The sequence below is a fragment of the Dechloromonas aromatica RCB genome, assembly GCF_000012425.1.
Window position 1 is genome coordinate 3,101,916 of the sequence record NC_007298.1, and the last position, 17,886, is coordinate 3,119,801.

The window sequence follows — 17,886 nt, forward strand, 5'->3', positions numbered from 1 at the left end:
GGCGGGGGCTTTTTATTGCGTACCGCGCTTCAAAAACGCGGATTTTCGCAACTTACATCTCGACGGTCGCAGCCTGTTCCACAAACTCCGGAATCTGATCGAAGTTCATGTAGCGATAGACTTCACCGGCCTTGGCGTTCACCAGCTTGATCTGCTCCATGTATTCCGGAACGGTCACGATGCGGCCGGCCAGCGCGCACATGGCGGCCAGTTCGGCGGAACCGAGGTACACCTGGGTGTCGATACCGAGGCGGTTCGGGAAGTTACGGGTGGAGGTGGAGATCGCGGTGGAGCCCTTGCGGATCTGGGCCTGGTTACCCATACACAGCGAGCAGCCCGGCATTTCCATACGGGCGCCGGACTTGCCGAGCACGCCGTAGTAGCCTTCTTCGGTCAGGATCAGCGCATCCATCTTGGTCGGCGGAGCGATCCACAGACGGGTCGGGATGTCGGACTTGCCTTCGAGGACCTTGCCGGCGGCACGGAAGTGGCCGATGTTGGTCATGCAGGAGCCGATGAAGACTTCGTCGATCTTGGCACCGGCGACTTCGGACAGAATCTTCACATCATCCGGGTCGTTCGGGCAGGCCAGGATCGGCTCGGTGACTTCGGCCAGATCGATTTCGATAACCGCAGCGTACTGGGCGTTGGCATCAGCCTTGAGCAATTCGCCATTGGCGATCCACTCTTCCATCGACTTGATGCGGCGCTTCAGCGTGCGAGCATCGGCGTAGCCTTCGGCGATCATCCACTTCATCAGGGTGATGTTCGAACGCATGTACTCGACGATCGGTTCCTTGTTCAGGGCGATGGCGCAAGCAGCAGCAGAACGCTCGGCGGCAGCGTCGGACAGCTCGAAAGCCTGTTCGACCTTGAGATCCGGCAGACCTTCAATTTCCAGGATGCGGCCGGAGAAGACGTTCTTCTTGCCCTTCTTCTCGACGGTCAGCAGGCCAGCCTTGATGGCGTACAGCGGAATGGCGTTAACCAGGTCACGCAGGGTGATGCCTTCCTGCATCTTGCCCTTGAAGCGAACCAGCACGGATTCCGGCATGTCCAGCGGCATGACGCCGGTGGCGGCGGCAAAGGCGACCAGACCGGAACCGGCCGGGAAGGAGATGCCGATCGGGAAACGGGTGTGCGAGTCACCACCGGTACCGACGGTATCCGGCAGCAGCAGGCGGTTCAGCCAGGAGTGGATGACGCCGTCGCCCGGACGCAGCGCAACGCCGCCACGGGTCGAGATGAAGGACGGCAGTTCGCGGTGCATCTTGACGTCGACCAGCTTCGGATAAGCGGCGGTGTGGCAGAAGGACTGCATGACCAGATCGGCGGAGAAGCCGAGGCAGGCCAGGTCTTTCAGTTCGTCGCGGGTCATCGGGCCGGTGGTGTCTTGCGAACCGACGGTGGTCATCTTCGGCTCGCAGTAGGTACCCGGCAGGATGCCGGTCACGCCACAGGCCTTGCCGACCATCTTCTGGGCCAGCGAGTAGCCCTTGCCGTCGTCGGCCGGGTTCTGCGGCAGGCGGAACAGGGTCGATTGCGGCAGGCCGAGGAATTCACGGGCCTTGGTGGTCAGACCGCGACCGATGATCAGCGGAATACGGCCGCCAGCGCGGACTTCGTCGAGAATGACCATGGTCTTCAGTTGCGACTCGGCGATCACGGCACCGTTCTTGGTGGCGGTGACCTTGCCAGAGGCTGCATCAACCTTCAGTTCGATCTCGTCGCCCATGTCCATCTGGCCGGCATCGATTTCGATCGGCAGCGCGCCGGCGTCTTCCATCGTGTTGAAGAAGATCGGAGCGATCTTGGAGCCGAGGCAGACACCACCGAAACGCTTGTTCGGGACGAATGGGATGTCTTCGCCGGTGAACCACAGCACGGAGTTGGTGGCGGACTTGCGGGAAGAACCGGTACCGACCACGTCACCGACGTAGGCGATCAGGTTGCCCTTGGCGCCCAGCGCTTCGAGTTGCTTGATTGGGCCACGGGCACCGGGTTCGTCAGGGTTGATCCCCGGACGGGCATTCTTCAGCATCGCCAAGGCGTGCAGCGGGATGTCAGGACGCGACCAGGCATCCGGTGCCGGCGACAGATCATCGGTATTGGTTTCGCCGGTGACCTTGAAGACGGTCAGCTTTTGCGAAGCCGGGACGGCCGGGCGGGAGGTGAACCACTCGGCATCAGCCCAGGATTGCATGACCGCCTTGGCGTTGGCGTTGCCGCCTTTGGCCAGCTCGGCCACATCATGGAAGAAGTCGAAAACGAGCAAGGTTTTTTTCAGACCTTCAGCAGCCACCGCACCACAGGTGGAGCAGCCAAGCAGATCGATCAGCGGCTTGACGTTGTAACCGCCGAGCATGGTGCCCAGCAGTTCAGTGGCTTTTTCCTTGGAAATCAGCGCGCAGATTTCTTCGCCCTTGGCGACCTTGGCCAGGAACTCAGCCTTGACCTTGGCTGCATCATCGACACCGGCCGGAACGCGGTAGGTGATCAGCTCGACCAAAGCGGCTTCTTCGCCCTTCGGCGGGTTCTTCAGCAGGGCGACCAGTTCAGTGGTCTGTTGCTTGGACAGGGGCAGCGGGGGGATACCGAGGGCTGCACGCTCTGCAACGTGGGCGCGATAGGCTTCAAGCACGGCGACTTCCTTTCGTAAAGGGTTGCTCTGGGAAACGAATATTTTACGACAACGGCGGCGGCTTGTTGGTTCGGAAAACAATAGCCTCCAGCCGCGACTTGCGAGTCTTATATATTTTATATGTTATATCACCTGAAAGGCTAGACCTGGAACGCGCAAAACGGGGCCGAACGAGCACTTGCCCATTATTTAAGCACCCGCCATAAAACCATTGTGGCTCAATGAATTGCGCAAGTTACTCAGGACATATCCACAGACTTACCCGACCAAAACGGGGACAACTGCACACTTCCGGGCAGGCACCAACAGGACGATTGTCACTAATCGCAAATCAGTCGTATTTCGTTCAAAAACATAACAATATTGCTAATAGGGTTATGCCTTTTGTTATAATATGCATTTGGCAAAAACATAAAATCCCCCTAACTCAGCGGAGATCTCTGTGCTCAATCAAGTTTCACTCAAGGGGCGGCTATGGCTGCTTGGCATCGTCAGCGCACTGGCCGTTGGCATTCTGGCCCTGTCGTCGATCTGGTTCGCCTTCAGCAGCGAGAATTTGTTGCATAACTTTATCGACGAGCGGATCTCCATCCGCCACTCGGCCATGACGAGTTACGCCAACGGCCTGCAAAAGGGTCAGGCGCTGCGCAACATCCTGCTCGATCCTGCAAACAAGAAGGGCTACGACAATTTCTCCAAAGCCGATGAGATTTTCAGGCTGGAATCGGAAAAGCTGACCAAGCTGCTCTTGGCGACCGGCGGTTCCGGCAAGATGAAGGGCAATATCGAAACCTGGCTGCCGCTGCAAAATCAGGTCATCGAGTTGATCAAGGCGGGCAACCGCGACGAGGCCCAGGCCCTGTTGGTCGCCAAGGAAACGCCCGCCTGGCGTGCCGTGCGCGACGACCTGCTTGAACTGGTCAAGAGTTCCGAAGAAGCGGCAAGCCGCGACCGTGTCGATCTGCTGCTCAGCCTGAACCAGAGCCGCACCGCCGCCGTTGTGCTGGGGATCGTTGGCCTGCTGCTGGTCGCCTTCATTACCGTGCTGGTCGGCCGCGGCATCTTTCACCAGGTTGGTGGCGAACCGAGTTATGCGGCTGCCATGCTGCATCGCATTGCCGAGGGCGACCTGACCGAAGAGCCAAAAGTGCAGCCGGGCGACCGGAGCAGCATTCTGGCGGCCATGCACAGCATGCAGTCACAAATCCACCAATTGATCTCCCAAACGGTATCGAATGCCAATACGGTCGTCACCGAGAGCGAAGCCATGAGCACCGATGCTACGCGCCTGGCCCATACGGCTCAGGAGCAAAGTGCTGCGACCTCCGCCATCGCCGCCGCCGTAGAGCAACTGACCGTCAGCATCAGCGCCATGTCGCAGAACGCCAACGAGGCCGGCGGCCTCTCCGAGGAATCGGAAAAGCAGGCTCACGAAAGCCTGATGCTCGTCACTCAAGCCACTTCGCTGATCCAGCAGGTGGCATCCGGCATGTCGGATGCCGGGACAACGATGGAAGAGCTGTCAACCAAGGTCGGCAACATCACCGGCATCGTCCAGACCATCCGCGAGATCGCCGACCAGACCAATCTGCTGGCGCTCAACGCCGCGATCGAGGCGGCACGCGCTGGTGAGGCGGGCCGCGGCTTCGCCGTCGTCGCTGACGAAGTACGCAAACTGGCCGAACTGACCACCAAGTCAACTGAGCAGATTTCCAACATTGTCAACGGCGTGCGGCAGACCACCGACAGCGCGCTGACGACAATGAGCCGGGCCAAGGAGCGGGCTCAGGAAAGCGCCAGCCGAACCACGGAACTACACGACTCGGTAACGGCGATGGACGGCGCCTCGGTACGTGTCGGCAAGGCCATCGATTCAATCACCGAGGCGCTGCGCGAGCAGACGGCGGCGAGTACCGACATTGCACAACGCATCGAGTTGATTGCCCAGGGTATTGACCAGACGCATGCAGCATCGACCGAATCGAGCCGGCGCTCAAACCTGTTGGTCAGCCTGTCGCACGGACTGAAGGAAAGCGTGCGCCGTTTCCGCGTTTAAGGTTTGCAGGCGGCGGACAGCCGCCGCTAGCCGATCTGGCAGCCAGCACCGTTCATCGTTCGCAATGCGTGGCTCGTTGGCAGTCAGACCACATTGGCCGACAAGGGCGGAAGCCCCGCCCGCTGACGCGCCCTGGCGCAGGCAGCATGTTCGGTATCGAATTCCCGACACGGCGATGGGCGGCTGTCGTAGATCGCGCATTCGACCTGACAGCCGACCTCGCCACGCAGCGCAACGCAACGTGGCGACGTGGCATCGGTGCCACGCAGGCGAACGATGGCCGGCGTGACCGGCACCGTCATTTCAACAGGAACGCCCTGCCCCCAAGGAAATGCCCCTCCAGCCAGTTCGGCCGGGTGAAAATCGACGCGAAAACTGGCGCAACAGGCACCACAAGACTGGCAGACGCTCATCGTAGATCGATTCGGCAGCGCCATAGCTGATGGCCGGAGGCGAGGTATTTCTTCTCGAAGGGCGTGATCGGGTCGTCCGTGACGTAAGGCTCGGCAAGCACTACCTGGCCAGTAAGCAGACTCAGCGCCAAGGCCATTTCCTCGATGTAGATGCGCCAGTTGCTGCGGCATTCCAGTTCGCCGCCCAGTGCTTGCCAGACGGGGAATACGGCATGGCCCTGCCAGCGCCGGGCGAGATGGCCGATCTTCGGCCACGGGTTCGGGTAAAGGTTGTAATGCCGGGCGAGACGGATGCGGTTTTCAGCCAGCAGGCGCCAGAAATCGACCAGATCGGCGCGAACCAGCAGCGCGTTGGCCGGCATGGGCAGCGGTTTGCCGCGGCTGATGCGATCGAGCGACTGATCGACACCAAAGACGAAATGATCAGGATAGGTTTCCGCGATGCGCTGCGTGCTCCAGCCGACGCCGCAGCCGGCATCGAGAATCAGCGGCGCCTGTGGGTTCCAGGCATCACGGGCGGCCAGCGCCACGGCCAAGGCCTCGCGGTTGTAATCGGCAATTGGCTTCTGAAACGGGTGCGCCATGTGGCGACGAACCAGCGCCTCCAGGTCACGGTGCGGGCTGTCCTGAGCACTCGAAATAAAGCGGGAGTTCCCGGGTGTCACGTCGCTCATCATGCCGCCAACTGTTCAGGAGTCAGGAGGCCTTCGGCAATCAGCGCAGCATCGATGTCGGCAGCGCCCTTGATCGGCCGCAAACGTTCGTAAAGCACCTCGGCCTCCGGATAATTTCGCCGCATCATGGCCAGCCACTGCTTGACCCGGCCACCGGCATGCACCGGCACCACTTTCTTGCGCACGCCCAGCCAGTAGGTGGCCACGGTGGGCCTGATCTCATCCCAGCCGCCGGTTTCCTCGCCGCGCACCCGTCGCGCCAGCAGCGGGTCAGCCACCGCGCCGCGACCCACCATGATGTCGGCGCAACCCGTCGCCAGCTGGCAGTTACGGAAATCTTCGACGGTCCAGACCTCGCCATTGGCGATCAGTGGAATATGGATGGCGTCCCGCACCTTGTCGATCCACTCCCAGCGCGCCGGTGGGCGATAGCCATCGGATCGGGTGCGGCCATGGACGATCAGTTCGTTGATGCCGGCGGCTTCCAGTGCCTGGGCGCAATCAATCGCCCGACTGGTATCGTCAATGCCGAGACGCATCTTGGCGGTAAATGGAATGTGGGCGGGGACGACGGAGCGCACGGCGCTGGTGATTTCGTTCAATAGTTCCGGCTCACCGAGCAGCGCCGAACCACCGCGATGACGAAACACCGTCGGCGCCGGGCAACCAAAATTAAGATCAACGCCAGCCGGGTTCAGGGCCACCAGACGGCGAGCATTTTCCGCCATGAAATGCGGGTCGGAGCCGAGCAGTTGCACACGCATCGGCGTACCCGTCCGAGTCTTGCTGCCATTCAGCAGTTCCGGACAAATCCGCTCGTAGGTTTTCGCTGGCAAAACGCTGTTCGAAACACGAACAAATTCGCAAATGCCCCAGTCGTAACCGCCGATATCGGTCAGCACGCCGCGCAACAAATCGTCGGCGAGCCCTTCCATCGGGGCGAGAAGAATGCGGGACATTGTGTTGCTTTCGAGGGTGCGCTGAAGAGGCGCGCATTATAATCTGCCCCATGCTGCGCTTAGTTCTTGATACCAACGTCGTCCTCGATCTCTTCCACTGGGGCAATATCGATGCCGTGCCGATCATGGCCGCACTGGAAGCAGGACAAATCCAGTGCTTTGCCGATCTACGCACCCTCGATGAGTTACAGCGGGTACTGACCTACCCGCAACTCAAGCTGACGCCCGAAATGATCTCCGAACGCTATGCGCGCTACAGCAGCCTGATTCAAGTCGTTCCCGAGGGAGAAGCCCCGCCCCTGCCCCGCTGCAAGGATCGCGACGACCAGAAATTTCTCGAGCTTTCCGCCCGCAGCAAGGCGCATGTCCTTGTCAGCAAGGACAAAGCGCTACTAAAGTTGAAGGGCAGGACTACACTCGAGTTTCAGATTGTTCTGCCGGCTGTCGCATCAAAGTTGATTCGGGAGAAAAACCTCTAGGCCAAAGAAAAAACACTATTGGCCTCAATTGTTATTTGCTAAAATTAACAACAATGAAAAATACACCGTTATGTGTCGACGCGTATTTTTACGCTACCCCCTAGCTACTTAGCGGTATTAGGAGAGTTGATGCCCAACATCGTCTGGATGCAAACCGGCGCCTGTAGCGGCGATACGATGGCCTTGCTGTGCGCCGACCGGCCCAGCATCGAGAACCTCGCCCAGCAGTACAGCGTCAACTTCCTTTGGCACCCTTCGCTGACGGCGGAAAGACGGTTCGGCGACGTTCTGGAGACAGTCCTCAGCGGCAGGGAAACCATCGACATCCTGTGCATCGAAGGCAGTCTGATGATCGGCCCGGACGGTAGCGGCCTCTACGACACCTGGAAAGGCCGGGCCAAGATCGACATCGTTCGGCAACTTGCCCCGCTGGCCCGGCATGTGGTGGCCATGGGTACCTGCGCGGCCTTCGGTGGCGTTCATGCCGCCGGCCCGAATCCGACCGATTGCACCGGCCTGCAATTCATGAAAAACGAACCCGGCGGGCTGCTTGGGCCTGACTGGCGCTCGCGCAGCGGCCTACCGGTCATCAACGTGGCAGGCTGCCCGGCCCACCCGAACACCATCACCAAGGTGCTGGCCATGCTGGCCGACAACGAGCCCTTGCCACTCGATGCGCTGAATCGCCCATCCGCCTTCTTTGCCAGCCTCGTCCATCAGGGCTGTACCCGCAACGAGTACCACGAATACGACATCGAGGATGACGTGCTCGGCGGCCGCGCCTGCATGTTCTTCAGCCTCGGATGCCGCGGCCCGCAGACCGAAGCACCCTGCAACACGGAACTGTGGAACGGCCATAGCAGCAAGACCCGCGCCGGCGTCCCCTGCTTCGGTTGTACCTCGCCCGATTTTCCGTCCGATCGCGATCTGTTCGTCACCCCGAAAATTGGCGCCGTTCCCAAATTCCTGCCCCTCGGCGTTGCCCGCGCCAAATACATGGCCTACAAGAATCTGGCCCGCGCCGCCGCGCCGGAGCGGGTCCTCAAGCGTGAGATGGAACCATGAGCCGCGTTACCGTCGACATTGATCTCAACCGCGTCGAGGGCGATCTCGAATTTCAGCTCGACCTCGAAGACGGCGTCGTTGTCGATGCCCGCTGCATCGGCACGCTTTATCGCGGCTTCGAGCAGATCATGATCGGCCGCGCGCCGCGCGATTCGCTGGTCATCACGCCACGGATCTGCGGCATCTGCGGCACCGCCCATCTCTACGCGGCGACCCTGGCACTGGAACAGATCGCCGGCATCACCCCGCCGGCCCATGCCGTGCATGTCCGCAACCTGTGCCTGATGGCCGAGACGCTGCAAAGCGATCTGCGTCAGACCTTCCTGTTTTTTACGCCCGACTTCTGCAATCCCATCTATGGCAGCCACCCGCTGGCTACCGAACTGAGCGAGGCCTTCGCGCCGCTCAAGGGCAGTGTTGTTCGCGGCTGCCTGAAAAGCACGCGCGAACTGGTCGGCATCGTTGCCATTTTCGGCGGGCAATGGCCCCATTCGACCTACATGCTGCCAGGTGGCATTTCCCAGCCGGCCAACAACCGTCGATTGCTCGATTCCCGCGATACGCTGGCCAGCGTGCGCGAATGGTTCGAACAAACCGTGATCGGTGGCGATCTTGACGAATGGCTGGCGCTCGACAGCGGCGCAGCCCTGTTCCGCTGGCTCGCCGCCAGCCCGACCCGCAACCGCAGTGCGTCTGGCCTGTTCACCCGCTTTGCCCGCGACATCGGGCTGCACCAGCTTGGCAGCGGCACCGGCCACCTGCTCAGCTATGGCGTCAATCACCGGCCCGATGGCAGCGGCAGCGAACTACCAGCCGGCTTCTTCAATGCCGACACCCAGCAAGTCGAGCCTCTCGACCACCTGCAGATCAACGAACATGTTCGCCATAGCTGGTTCCTCGACTATCCCGGCGGCAAGCATCCGTGGCAAGGTGAGACCATTCCCAACCACCAGCCGGGCACCGACCGCTATACCTGGGCCAAGGCCCCACGCTACGGCAACAGGGTCGTGCAAACCGGCCCACTGGCCGAGCTGCGCATTGCCGGCGACCCATTGATTACCGATCTGCTGACCAGCGAGGGGGACAATACCTGGCTGCGCCAGTTCGCTCGCCTGCGCCGGGCCGGCTGGCTGCTGAACTCGATGGCCGGGACAATCAAATCGCTGAAAGCCCTGGTCAACGAACCGCACTTCATCGACCCCGGCATCGATGTCTGGCCGAATGGCGAAAGCTACGGCATGGTCGAGGCGGCACGCGGCGCGTTGGGCCACTGGCTGAGCATCAAGAACGGCGTCATCGAAAAGTATCAGATCGTCACCCCCACGGCCTGGAATGCTTCGCCGCGCGACAGTAGCGGCCAGCACGGCCATTGGGAGCGCAGCATCATCGGCCTGACGGTACCCGACCCGGAAAACCCGGTCGAGATCGGCCATATCGTTCGTTCCCATGACCCGTGCCTGGTCTGTACCGTCCATTTCATCGGCAGCCACAAAAAAACGCATTTCAATGTCTGAACGAAAGCAGCTGCGCATCCTCTGTTTTGGCAATCCATTGCATGGCGACGACGGCTTCGGCCCGACCGTCAGCCTGGCATTGCGGCGGAAGGTGCTGCCAGCTGGCGTCGAGGTCGTCGACTGCGGCACCCGCGGGCTCGATGTCTTGCATCTGTTCGAAGACTGCACCAGCGTCATCGTCATCGATGCGATGGCCGGAGAGCGGCCAGGCACGCTGCATGAACTCAGCCCGCACCAGGTGCCGGTTGAAAATACCGCTAGCGGCGGACATGGCGCCGGGGTGGGCTATCTGCTGGCAGCCGTGCGCGAGATGATCGCCAGGCCGCCGGTCATCAAGATCATCGCGGTCGAAATCGGCGCGGTGAAAAGCTTTTCCCCGGGCCTCTCGCTGGAAGTCGCTGCCGCTGTGAGCGAGGCCATTGAGCTCATACAAGACTGCTGTGCCGCGATGGCCGGACATGATCCAGACGAACTGGCCAACGAACTGGAAACGTTGCGCCAGGCCAACCGGGCGCTGGAAGCCGAACTGACCAAGTGCACCGAGGCACTCGACCAGCTGATCAGCGAGCAGGAGAACCAGAACGACGAGTTGCGCCACCGCTCCCGGCAACTTGCCATGCTGCAAGGTACCGTCGATCGCGCCATCGACACGATGGCCGAAATCATCGTCATGCTAGGGCCGGACGGACGAGTTACCCGGACTAACCGGCTGCTGGAAATCGAACTCGGCTACACCGCGGAATCCCTGGTCGGGGGATATTTTGAAGATTGCCTTCCGCTGGCCGGCCAGAACGCCCTGCGTGCCTTGCTACCGGCCGGCGCAAAACCTCCGCTGCTGCTCAATGCCATCCGTGCAGCGGGCGGACACTTCGTCGCCGAGCTCAATTTCCGACGTGCCGATGCAGCATCGGAGCATGATCTCGAAGGCACCGTACCCTATCTGGTACACGCCAGCCTGATTCACAGCCAGGCCGGCAAACTGGAAGGCGCCATTGTCATTTCGACCAACATTTCGGTGCTCAAGGCCCGCGAAAAAGCCCTGCGCAACAATGAGCGCCAGTTGCACGAAACCGCCGAGGAACTGCGCAACCACCGCGACAACCTCGCCGCCATGGTCGAAGAACAGACGCGCGACCTGCGCCAGGCCAAGGAACAGGCGGAAGAGGCCAGCCGCGCCAAGAGCGAGTTCCTGTCCAACATGTCGCACGAAGTCCGCACTCCGCTCAATGCGATTCTCGGGCTTTCCGACCTCTGCCTGCAGACCCCGCTCAACCCCCAACAGAACCAGCATTTGAGCAAAATTCGACTGGCTGCCGACCACCTGCTTGGCATCATCAACGACATTCTCGACTTCTCGCGCATCGAGGCTGGCAAGCTCAGTATTGAAAAACTGATCTTTGAACTGCCATCGCTGCTGGAAGAGATCAGCGACCTGCTGATCGGCCGTATCGAAGAAAAAAACCTGGAACTCTGTGTCGACATCGCCGCCGAGGCCAGCCGCAGTTTCGTCGGCGATCCGCTACGCCTCAAGCAGGTGATCATCAACCTGCTCGGCAACGCCATCAAGTTTTCCGACCAGGGCAGCGTCCGTCTTGGCTGCCGGATCGACAGCACCGACCACAACAGCACCTCGCTGCACTTCTCTGTCAGCGACGAAGGCATCGGCATTTCAGAGGAACAGCAGAATGCCCTGTTCTCCGCCTTCAGCCAGGCCGATACCTCGACCACCCGACGCTTCGGCGGATCCGGCCTGGGGCTGGTGATATCCAAGCGCCTCGTCGAACTGATGGGCGGTCGTATCTGGCTGGAAAGCACGCCGGGAAACGGCAGCACCTTCCACTTCACCATCCGTCTCGACAATGCCCCCGATGTGCCATTGCTCATCGATGAACTGCGCAAGCATCTGGCCAAACATGCCGGGCGTACCGTCCTGATCACCGACGACAACCCGTTCGCAGCCCAGGCCTTGGCCGCCCAGTGCCAGCAACTCGGGCTGCTAACCGAAACCTGCCCATCCGGCGAATCGGCACTGGCCGCACTGAACCACCCGGGTGCCAACTATCTCGCGGCACTGATCGACTGGCATTTGCCAGCCGGCCTGGATGGCGTCGAGACCATGAAACGAATCAGGAGCAATCTTGGTGTTCAGGCGCCACCGCTGATTTTGCTGAGCTCCCAGAAAGCATCCGGGGCAAGCGCTCTCGACGACCTGCCGGCCGATGCGTTGCTGATCAAGCCATGCAGTGTGCGCCACCTATATGCGGCCCTTGCCCGCCCGCTGCACCTGCCGGAAATCACCATGCGGGCACCGGCCGTCCCGGCTCTTGATCTCTCCGGCATCGCCCTGCTCAGCAACACCGACATTCTGGTCGTCGATGATATCGAGCTCAATCGTGACCTGATGCGCGAGCTGTTTGCCACCGCCGGCCTCAATATCCGCCTCGCCTGCAACGGCAGGGAAGCCATCACCGCGATCCACTCAAAGAAACCTGATCTCGTGCTGATGGACTGCCAGATGCCGGTCATGGACGGCTTCTCCGCAACCCGCGAACTCCGGGCTCGACCGGAATACGCCGAGCTGCCGATCATTGCCCTGACCGCCGGGGCCCTGGATCACGATCGCGAACAATGTCTTGCGGCCGGCATGAACGCCTACGTCACCAAGCCGGTCAATCTCGAAAAACTGCTCCGCGTCATCGCCGAGCAGCTTTCACCAGGCACCGCAGGGTCCATGCCTGAGCGGCGAACAGCGCTGCCTCCGCCGCCCCCGAATTCAGTAACCACGACGCCGCACGCCGAAACCACCAAGCTGCCAGAGCTACCTGGCATCGATGTCACCGCCGGACTGATGCGAGTTCGCAACAAGGCCGACTTTTACTGCCGCATGCTGGTGAAGTTCCGCGATACCCATTGCGCCGCCCTGGCGGCTGACCTTCGTGCAGCACTGGACGAGGGGAACCGCCCGGAAGCCATTCGCCTGGCCCACTCGGTAAAGGGTATCGCCCTGAGCCTCGGCATTGACATGCTGGGTGAGCGAGCCCTGAATCTGGAAATGAAACTCAAAGATCCGACGGCAAGCGATGTTGCGCCAGAGGTTGAGCTGCTCCTGACCGAACTGGCGCAGATCCGCCAAGTCTTGCAGGCCCTCGGCTAGCAGCCCTCCTGCCAGCACCGGGATAGTCAACAGAGCAAGCCCGCGCGGACGGGACTGGCAAGCATTCAGCCCCCCTGAAAGACGCGCCTAGCATAATTCCATAGGTATGCTATTGTCTCCTGCAGGCGACAAATCATGACAAATAGCTCAGATTTGTCGCTTTTTGCCAACAGACACCGACCGGATTTCGACACAGCAGATACTTCATGGCCGAGAAACCAGTATTGCTCCGAAGCAGCAAAAAACAGCTTGCGATCCCTGCGGTCTGGCTTGCTGCAACACTGGTTTTTTTCAGCCTGACCGTATTGTTGGCATACGACCTGTACCAGTCGTACCAGCGTGAATTCGCAAGTGTCCGGCGTGACTCCGGCAACCTGAGCGGCGTGCTGGAAAGGCAGTTCACGGCAAGCGGTGAAAAAATCGACATCGTCCTGCGTGAAGCGGTCCATGAATACACGCCCATCGTTACCGGCGCGGCCTCGCGTAGTGTTCTAAACGCCAATCAGGATCTGCTGCGACGCGAGGAAGTCGTTCCCGAAACCCAGGACAAGAGCCTGCGGGTGATTGACGCGAAGGGGCGCGTGATCTTCAGCGCGTCTGATTCGGCAGACCTGCCCGAGATCAACGTTGGTGACCGCGCCTATTTTTTGAAACAGAAGAACGATCCTGCTGCCGGCTTGGTCATTTCCGAACCGATACTCTCCAGATTCACAGGAAAATGGCTGTTCACCTTAAGTCGCCGGATTGATCACCCGGATGGACGATTTGCCGGCATCGTCCAAACCGCAATGCGTGCGGATTATTTTCAGAACGCGTTCAAATCGATTGACACCGGGGAACACGGTTCGATCGCCATGTTCTCCTCGGATTTCCGGCTGGTCGCCCGTTATCCGATCCTCGATGAACTTCTGGGAAAGCCTTTCGAACTGACGGAAATCCAGACGGGGCTCGACAAAGGGCAGCGTATCGGTTCCTATCAAGCGGTTTCCCGTACGGATGGTGTGACTCGCCTTTACAACTATCGTCAGCTTGAAACTTTGCCCTTGATTATTGCCCTCGGCATGGCGCCGGAAGATTTTCTCAAGGGCTGGAAACGGAAGGCGTGGATCTACTTCATCAGTTGGCTGGCTTTCGGTGCCGCCCTGAGCATACTGATTCGTCTGGCTCAGCGGCGATCCAGGGTGATCGACAAGCTGAATGACCAACTCGCAGAACAAGTCAGTCAGGCCAAGGCGGCCAGTCAGGCAAAAAGCAATTTCCTGGCTAACATGAGCCACGAAATCCGGACTCCGATGAATGCCATCATCGGTCTGACCCACATGCTCAGGCGCGACAAAGTGACACCGGCCCAGGGCGAGAAACTGATCCGCATTGCCGGAGCGGCCGATCATCTGCTATCGGTAATCAACGACATTCTCGACCTGTCCAAGATCGAAGCGGGCAAGGTTGAACTTGAGGCAGAAAACTTTTCGCCGGAAGAAATGCTGCAACGAATCTGCAGCATCGTGCTGCTCCGGGCGCAGGCCAAAGGCATCGAACTAGTCGTCGACGCGGGGGAATTACCGGCGCTGCTGAATGGCGATGTCACCCGATTGGGACAGGCCTTGTTGAATTATCTGAGCAACGCAGTGAAATTCACCGAGAAGGGCAGCATCATCTTGCGTGGCAACGTCCTCAAGGAAACCGAAAAGGATGTTCTTGTCCGCTTCGAGGTAGAAGACTCGGGCATCGGCATCAGCCCTGAGAAACTTGCCCACCTGTTTACCGCTTTTGAACAGGCAAGCGCTTCAATTTCGCGACACTATGGTGGCACTGGCCTCGGCCTGGCCATTTCCAGGCACATTGCCATGCTGATGGGCGGTGAAGCCGGGGCCAGCAGCACCCCTGGCAAAGGCAGCATCTTCTGGCTCACTGCCCGGCTGGGCAAAGCCCATCAAGAGGCTATTCCGCTATCCACCGAATTGGCTGGACGACGAGCCCTGGTTGCAGACGATCTGCAAATCACCCAGATGGTCCACTGCCACCTGCTCCGCCAACTGGGATTGTCGCCGGAGGCGGTCGTTTCCGGGCCAGCGGCAATTGCCGCCATCCAGAAGGCCGATGCCGAGAACGATCCGTTTTCCATCCTGCTGCTTGACCTGCTGATGCCCGGCCAGGGTGGCATGGATACGCTCGCCAAAATTCAGAAGCTATCGCTGAATCGCCCCCCCATCTGCATGCTGGTGACTGCTTCGGGGGACAGCAGCATCGCCATTTCGGCGCGTGCCGCCGGATTTGCCGACGTCCTGGTCAAGCCGATCAATCAGAGCATTTTGAAAGCCGCGCTAGCCCCCCATTTCTCAATGTCGCCCCTGCCGGTCAGCCAAAAAGAAGTGCTTCCCGAGCAGATATTGTCCCGGGAATACGCCGGCGCAAAAATCCTGCTCGTCGAGGACGAACCGGTCAATCAGGCCATTGCCAAGGAATTTCTCCAGGGAGCAGGACTGAATGTCACGCTAGCCAATAACGGCAGGAAGGCGCTCGAACTGGCGGAAAGCAGAGCATTTGACCTCATCCTGATGGATATGCAAATGCCGGTCATGGACGGCCTGCAGGCCACTCGCCAGATTCGTGCGCTTCCCGGTTATTCGGAGGTCCCGATTATCGCCATGACCGCCAACGCCTTCACCGAAGACCGCACCAAATGCCTGCTTGCCGGCATGAACGACTTTATCTGCAAGCCCGTGGAGCCGGAGGTATTCTTTTCGATGTTGCTCAAATGGCTGACATCCATAAAAGCCTGAACCAAGGCCCTGCCAAATCAGAAAAATCCGTCGTAACAGCAGGATGAAGCGAGGCTAACTCCAGGCCGAATACTCAGTTTGGGGTGATTGCGTAAGCGCCATCCGGCATCCACTTGACATTAGCATCCAGAAAATACGCGGTAATACTTGGTTTCGCCAGGCGTGCCCTGTCCAACGCGTCACCGCTGCGCCCACCGGCCGAGCAGAAGAAGATGACCGGCTTGTCAGTCGGCAGTTCGCTCACCCGTTTTTCAACAGTGGCGACCGGGATATTCACCGCCCCCTTGAAACTACCCCTGGCAAACTCTGCCGGCTCACGTACGTCCACCAGAAAGACGGAATCAGGAGCTTCCTTGAGAATCCTCTCGAACGAAGCGATGCTGATTGCATCCTTGTCGGCCGTGGTCTGGATTGCAGGCTTTGCAGCCGCAGCCAGCATCGACCCCGGACCATAGCGCTTGACCCAACCAGGATAGCCCTCAGGCACCACCTTGACCTGCTTGTAACCCAGCTTGACAGCCTTCTCAGCCGAATCGGAACTCAGCTTGCAGCTAAAACCGTCGCAATAAAAGTACAAAGGGCTGTTCTTGTCGCTCGGCAGGCGGTCGAGCATTTTCTCGAAATCGGAATCCGGCAGGCTGATGGCGCCGGGAATATGACCCTTGTCGTATTTGTGCTCTTTCGGGCGCGAATCGATCAGCGTCAGCGGCGCACCTTCATCGAGCGTTTTCTTCAGGAACGAGATCGATACGGCGCCAATGTGGCCACTCTTGATCCAACCCGGATAGCCGGCGGCATAGACCTTGACGTTGGTGTACCCCCTGGCTTCGGCCTTGAAGGCAGCGTTGTGACTAAGCATGCAGTCAAAGCCGTCGCAATAAAAGATCAGCAACGTCCCTTTGTCACTGGGCAACTGATTGGCGAGCCTATCGAAATCTCTTTCCGGCAAATTCATTGCGGTCGGGATATGACCCGGGTCGAACCGGCGCTCCGTCGCACGGGCATCAATGATCTGGACACCATCCGGCTTGGGCAGAACGGCATATTGGGCAACGAAGTCAATATCAACGACCGACTCGAACCAGCCATCCTTGACGTCGAGTGCAGGGGCTTCCGCAGCACAGGCCGCGCCAAAGATGATTTCGCCGGGCACAGCCACCAGCACGGCAATCAGGCCCAAACACATCAGATTTAGACGAAGTTTCATGTTCCCCCCGCTGACATGGAAAAACCATCTCTAAATACTAGACCATCTGAATACGGAGAGCTTTCGGCTCAACTGACCCAGATCAAGGGCCATACGAATAAAGCCGTGCCCCGTGACTCAGCTTTCCCGACGCCGGAAGACCCAGCTCTTGTCGTCGGAAACTTCCGGCACAAAGGCGTAGCCGTCGTAGTCGAAAGCCTTCAATCCTTCCGGCTCGCTCAGGCGATTCACCACCGCATAGCGGGTCATCAACCCGCGCGCCCGCTTGGCGTAGAAGCTGATGATCTTGTACTTGCCGTTCTTCCAATCCTCGAACACCGGCTGAATCACCTCGCCATTGATCTTGCGCCCGACGGCTGCCTTGAAATACTCCTCAGAAGCAAGATTAAGCACGACGGGTCGCGACATCCCGGCCAGTTCGGCGTTGATTGCCTCAAGCAGGCGCTCCCCCCAGAAAGCGTAGAGATCCTTGCCTGCCTTGTTGGCAAATCGGGTGCCCATTTCAAGGCGGTAAGGCTGCACAAGGTCAAGCGGCTTGAGGATGCCGTACAGCCCGGACAGGATACGCACCTGCTGCTGGGCAAAGTCGAGGTCATCTGCGGTCAGATTTTTCGCAGCCAGTCCGTCGTAAACGTCGCCATCAAAGGCGAGCACCGCCTGTTTGGCATTTTCCGGCGTAAACGGTAGTGACCACTCTGCATAGCGATTGAAATTGAGCAGGGCCAACGGATCGGACAGGTGCATCAGGTTGGCAATATCAGCCGGTGACAGCTTGCGCAATTGCTTGATCAGCGTTTCCGACTGCTTCAGATAAGCCGGCTGCGTAAACGTGGCGACATGCGGCGGTGTCTTGTAATCCAGCGATTTGGCCGGCGAAAGGAAAATAAGCATGATCGTCACTCTTGGGAAACTAAGGTTTGTGCTGTGCGCCATTTTACCGG

Annotated in this window: 12 protein-coding genes; 6 read left to right on the forward strand and 6 right to left on the reverse strand. The window is 59.7% G+C overall.

Features of this window, described 5'->3' with window-relative positions; all coding sequences use genetic code 11:
• Nucleotides 1-52: 52 nt before the first annotated feature.
• Nucleotides 53-2,641, reverse strand: a complete 2,589-nt coding sequence (gene acnB / locus DARO_RS14765) for a bifunctional aconitate hydratase 2/2-methylisocitrate dehydratase (protein ID WP_011288610.1) — start codon at nt 2,639-2,641, stop codon at nt 53-55.
• A 442-nt stretch (nt 2,642-3,083) separates the two neighbouring features.
• Between acnB and DARO_RS14770 the strand changes: the two genes are divergently transcribed.
• On the forward strand, nt 3,084-4,697 hold the full coding sequence (locus DARO_RS14770) for a methyl-accepting chemotaxis protein (RefSeq protein ID WP_011288611.1): 1,614 nt from the start codon (nt 3,084-3,086) through the stop codon (nt 4,695-4,697).
• An 83-nt stretch (nt 4,698-4,780) separates the two neighbouring features.
• On the opposite strand, the gene DARO_RS14775 is transcribed toward DARO_RS14770, so the two are convergent.
• From DARO_RS14775 to DARO_RS14785, 3 genes are read right to left on the reverse strand one after another with little or no spacing between them, the layout of a single operon-like run.
• Nucleotides 4,781-5,110 carry a YkgJ family cysteine cluster protein gene (locus DARO_RS14775; protein ID WP_041224432.1) on the reverse strand — a complete coding sequence of 110 codons (330 nt, stop codon included), beginning with the start codon at nt 5,108-5,110 and terminating at the stop codon, nt 4,781-4,783.
• Nucleotides 5,107-5,775, reverse strand: a complete 669-nt coding sequence (trmB, locus tag DARO_RS14780; RefSeq protein ID WP_497463068.1) for a tRNA (guanine(46)-N(7))-methyltransferase TrmB — start codon at nt 5,773-5,775, stop codon at nt 5,107-5,109. The genes DARO_RS14775 and trmB overlap by 4 nt, the downstream gene beginning before the upstream one ends.
• Before the next feature lie 8 nt (nt 5,776-5,783).
• A complete protein-coding gene (locus DARO_RS14785; protein ID WP_011288614.1) occupies nt 5,784-6,743 on the reverse strand; it encodes a tRNA dihydrouridine synthase in 960 nt (319 codons plus the stop codon).
• A gap of 50 nt (nt 6,744-6,793) precedes the next feature.
• Between DARO_RS14785 and DARO_RS14790 the strand changes: the two genes are divergently transcribed.
• From DARO_RS14790 to DARO_RS21845, 5 genes are all read left to right on the forward strand, one after another.
• On the forward strand, nt 6,794-7,222 hold the full coding sequence (locus DARO_RS14790) for a putative toxin-antitoxin system toxin component, PIN family (RefSeq protein WP_011288615.1): 429 nt from the start codon (nt 6,794-6,796) through the stop codon (nt 7,220-7,222).
• Nucleotides 7,223-7,351: 129 nt separating this feature from the next.
• Nucleotides 7,352-8,287 (forward strand): NADH-quinone oxidoreductase subunit B family protein, encoded by a 936-nt coding sequence (locus DARO_RS14795; RefSeq protein ID WP_011288616.1) that lies wholly within the window; start codon nt 7,352-7,354, stop codon nt 8,285-8,287.
• The gene (locus DARO_RS14800) at nt 8,284-9,801 is read left to right on the forward strand and encodes a nickel-dependent hydrogenase large subunit (RefSeq protein WP_011288617.1); all 1,518 of its coding nucleotides are present in this window, start codon (nt 8,284-8,286) and stop codon (nt 9,799-9,801) included. The genes DARO_RS14795 and DARO_RS14800 overlap by 4 nt, the downstream gene beginning before the upstream one ends.
• Nucleotides 9,794-12,955 carry a hydrogenase maturation protease gene (locus DARO_RS21840; protein ID WP_011288618.1) on the forward strand — a complete coding sequence of 1,054 codons (3,162 nt, stop codon included), beginning with the start codon at nt 9,794-9,796 and terminating at the stop codon, nt 12,953-12,955. The genes DARO_RS14800 and DARO_RS21840 overlap by 8 nt, the downstream gene beginning before the upstream one ends.
• 206 nt (nt 12,956-13,161) lie before the next feature.
• On the forward strand, nt 13,162-15,738 hold the full coding sequence (locus DARO_RS21845; protein WP_011288619.1) for a hybrid sensor histidine kinase/response regulator: 2,577 nt from the start codon (nt 13,162-13,164) through the stop codon (nt 15,736-15,738).
• Nucleotides 15,739-15,811: 73 nt separating this feature from the next.
• Here DARO_RS21845 and DARO_RS14815 read toward each other — a convergent pair whose 3' ends face one another.
• Together DARO_RS14815 and yaaA are read right to left on the reverse strand one after the other, a co-directional pair.
• On the reverse strand, nt 15,812-16,945 hold the full coding sequence (locus tag DARO_RS14815) for a rhodanese-like domain-containing protein (RefSeq protein WP_011288620.1): 1,134 nt from the start codon (nt 16,943-16,945) through the stop codon (nt 15,812-15,814).
• Between the two features lie 117 nt (nt 16,946-17,062).
• A complete protein-coding gene (yaaA, locus tag DARO_RS14820) occupies nt 17,063-17,836 on the reverse strand; it encodes a peroxide stress protein YaaA (RefSeq protein WP_011288621.1) in 774 nt (257 codons plus the stop codon).
• Between the last annotated feature and the right edge of the window lie 50 nt (nt 17,837-17,886).

Coding starts and splice junctions, on each gene's coding strand:
- DARO_RS14775 (WP_041224432.1), bottom strand. CDS start 5,110: ATGAGCGTCTGCCAGTCTTGTGGTGCCTGTTGCGCCAGTTTTCGCGTC.
- DARO_RS14785 (WP_011288614.1), bottom strand. CDS start 6,743: ATGTCCCGCATTCTTCTCGCCCCGATGGAAGGGCTCGCCGACGATTTG.
- DARO_RS14790 (WP_011288615.1), top strand. CDS start 6,794: ATGCTGCGCTTAGTTCTTGATACCAACGTCGTCCTCGATCTCTTCCAC.
- DARO_RS14795 (WP_011288616.1), top strand. CDS start 7,352: ATGCCCAACATCGTCTGGATGCAAACCGGCGCCTGTAGCGGCGATACG.
- DARO_RS14800 (WP_011288617.1), top strand. CDS start 8,284: ATGAGCCGCGTTACCGTCGACATTGATCTCAACCGCGTCGAGGGCGAT.
- DARO_RS21840 (WP_011288618.1), top strand. CDS start 9,794: ATGTCTGAACGAAAGCAGCTGCGCATCCTCTGTTTTGGCAATCCATTG.
- DARO_RS21845 (WP_011288619.1), top strand. CDS start 13,162: ATGGCCGAGAAACCAGTATTGCTCCGAAGCAGCAAAAAACAGCTTGCG.
- DARO_RS14815 (WP_011288620.1), bottom strand. CDS start 16,945: ATGAAACTTCGTCTAAATCTGATGTGTTTGGGCCTGATTGCCGTGCTG.
- yaaA (WP_011288621.1), bottom strand. CDS start 17,836: ATGCTTATTTTCCTTTCGCCGGCCAAATCGCTGGATTACAAGACACCG.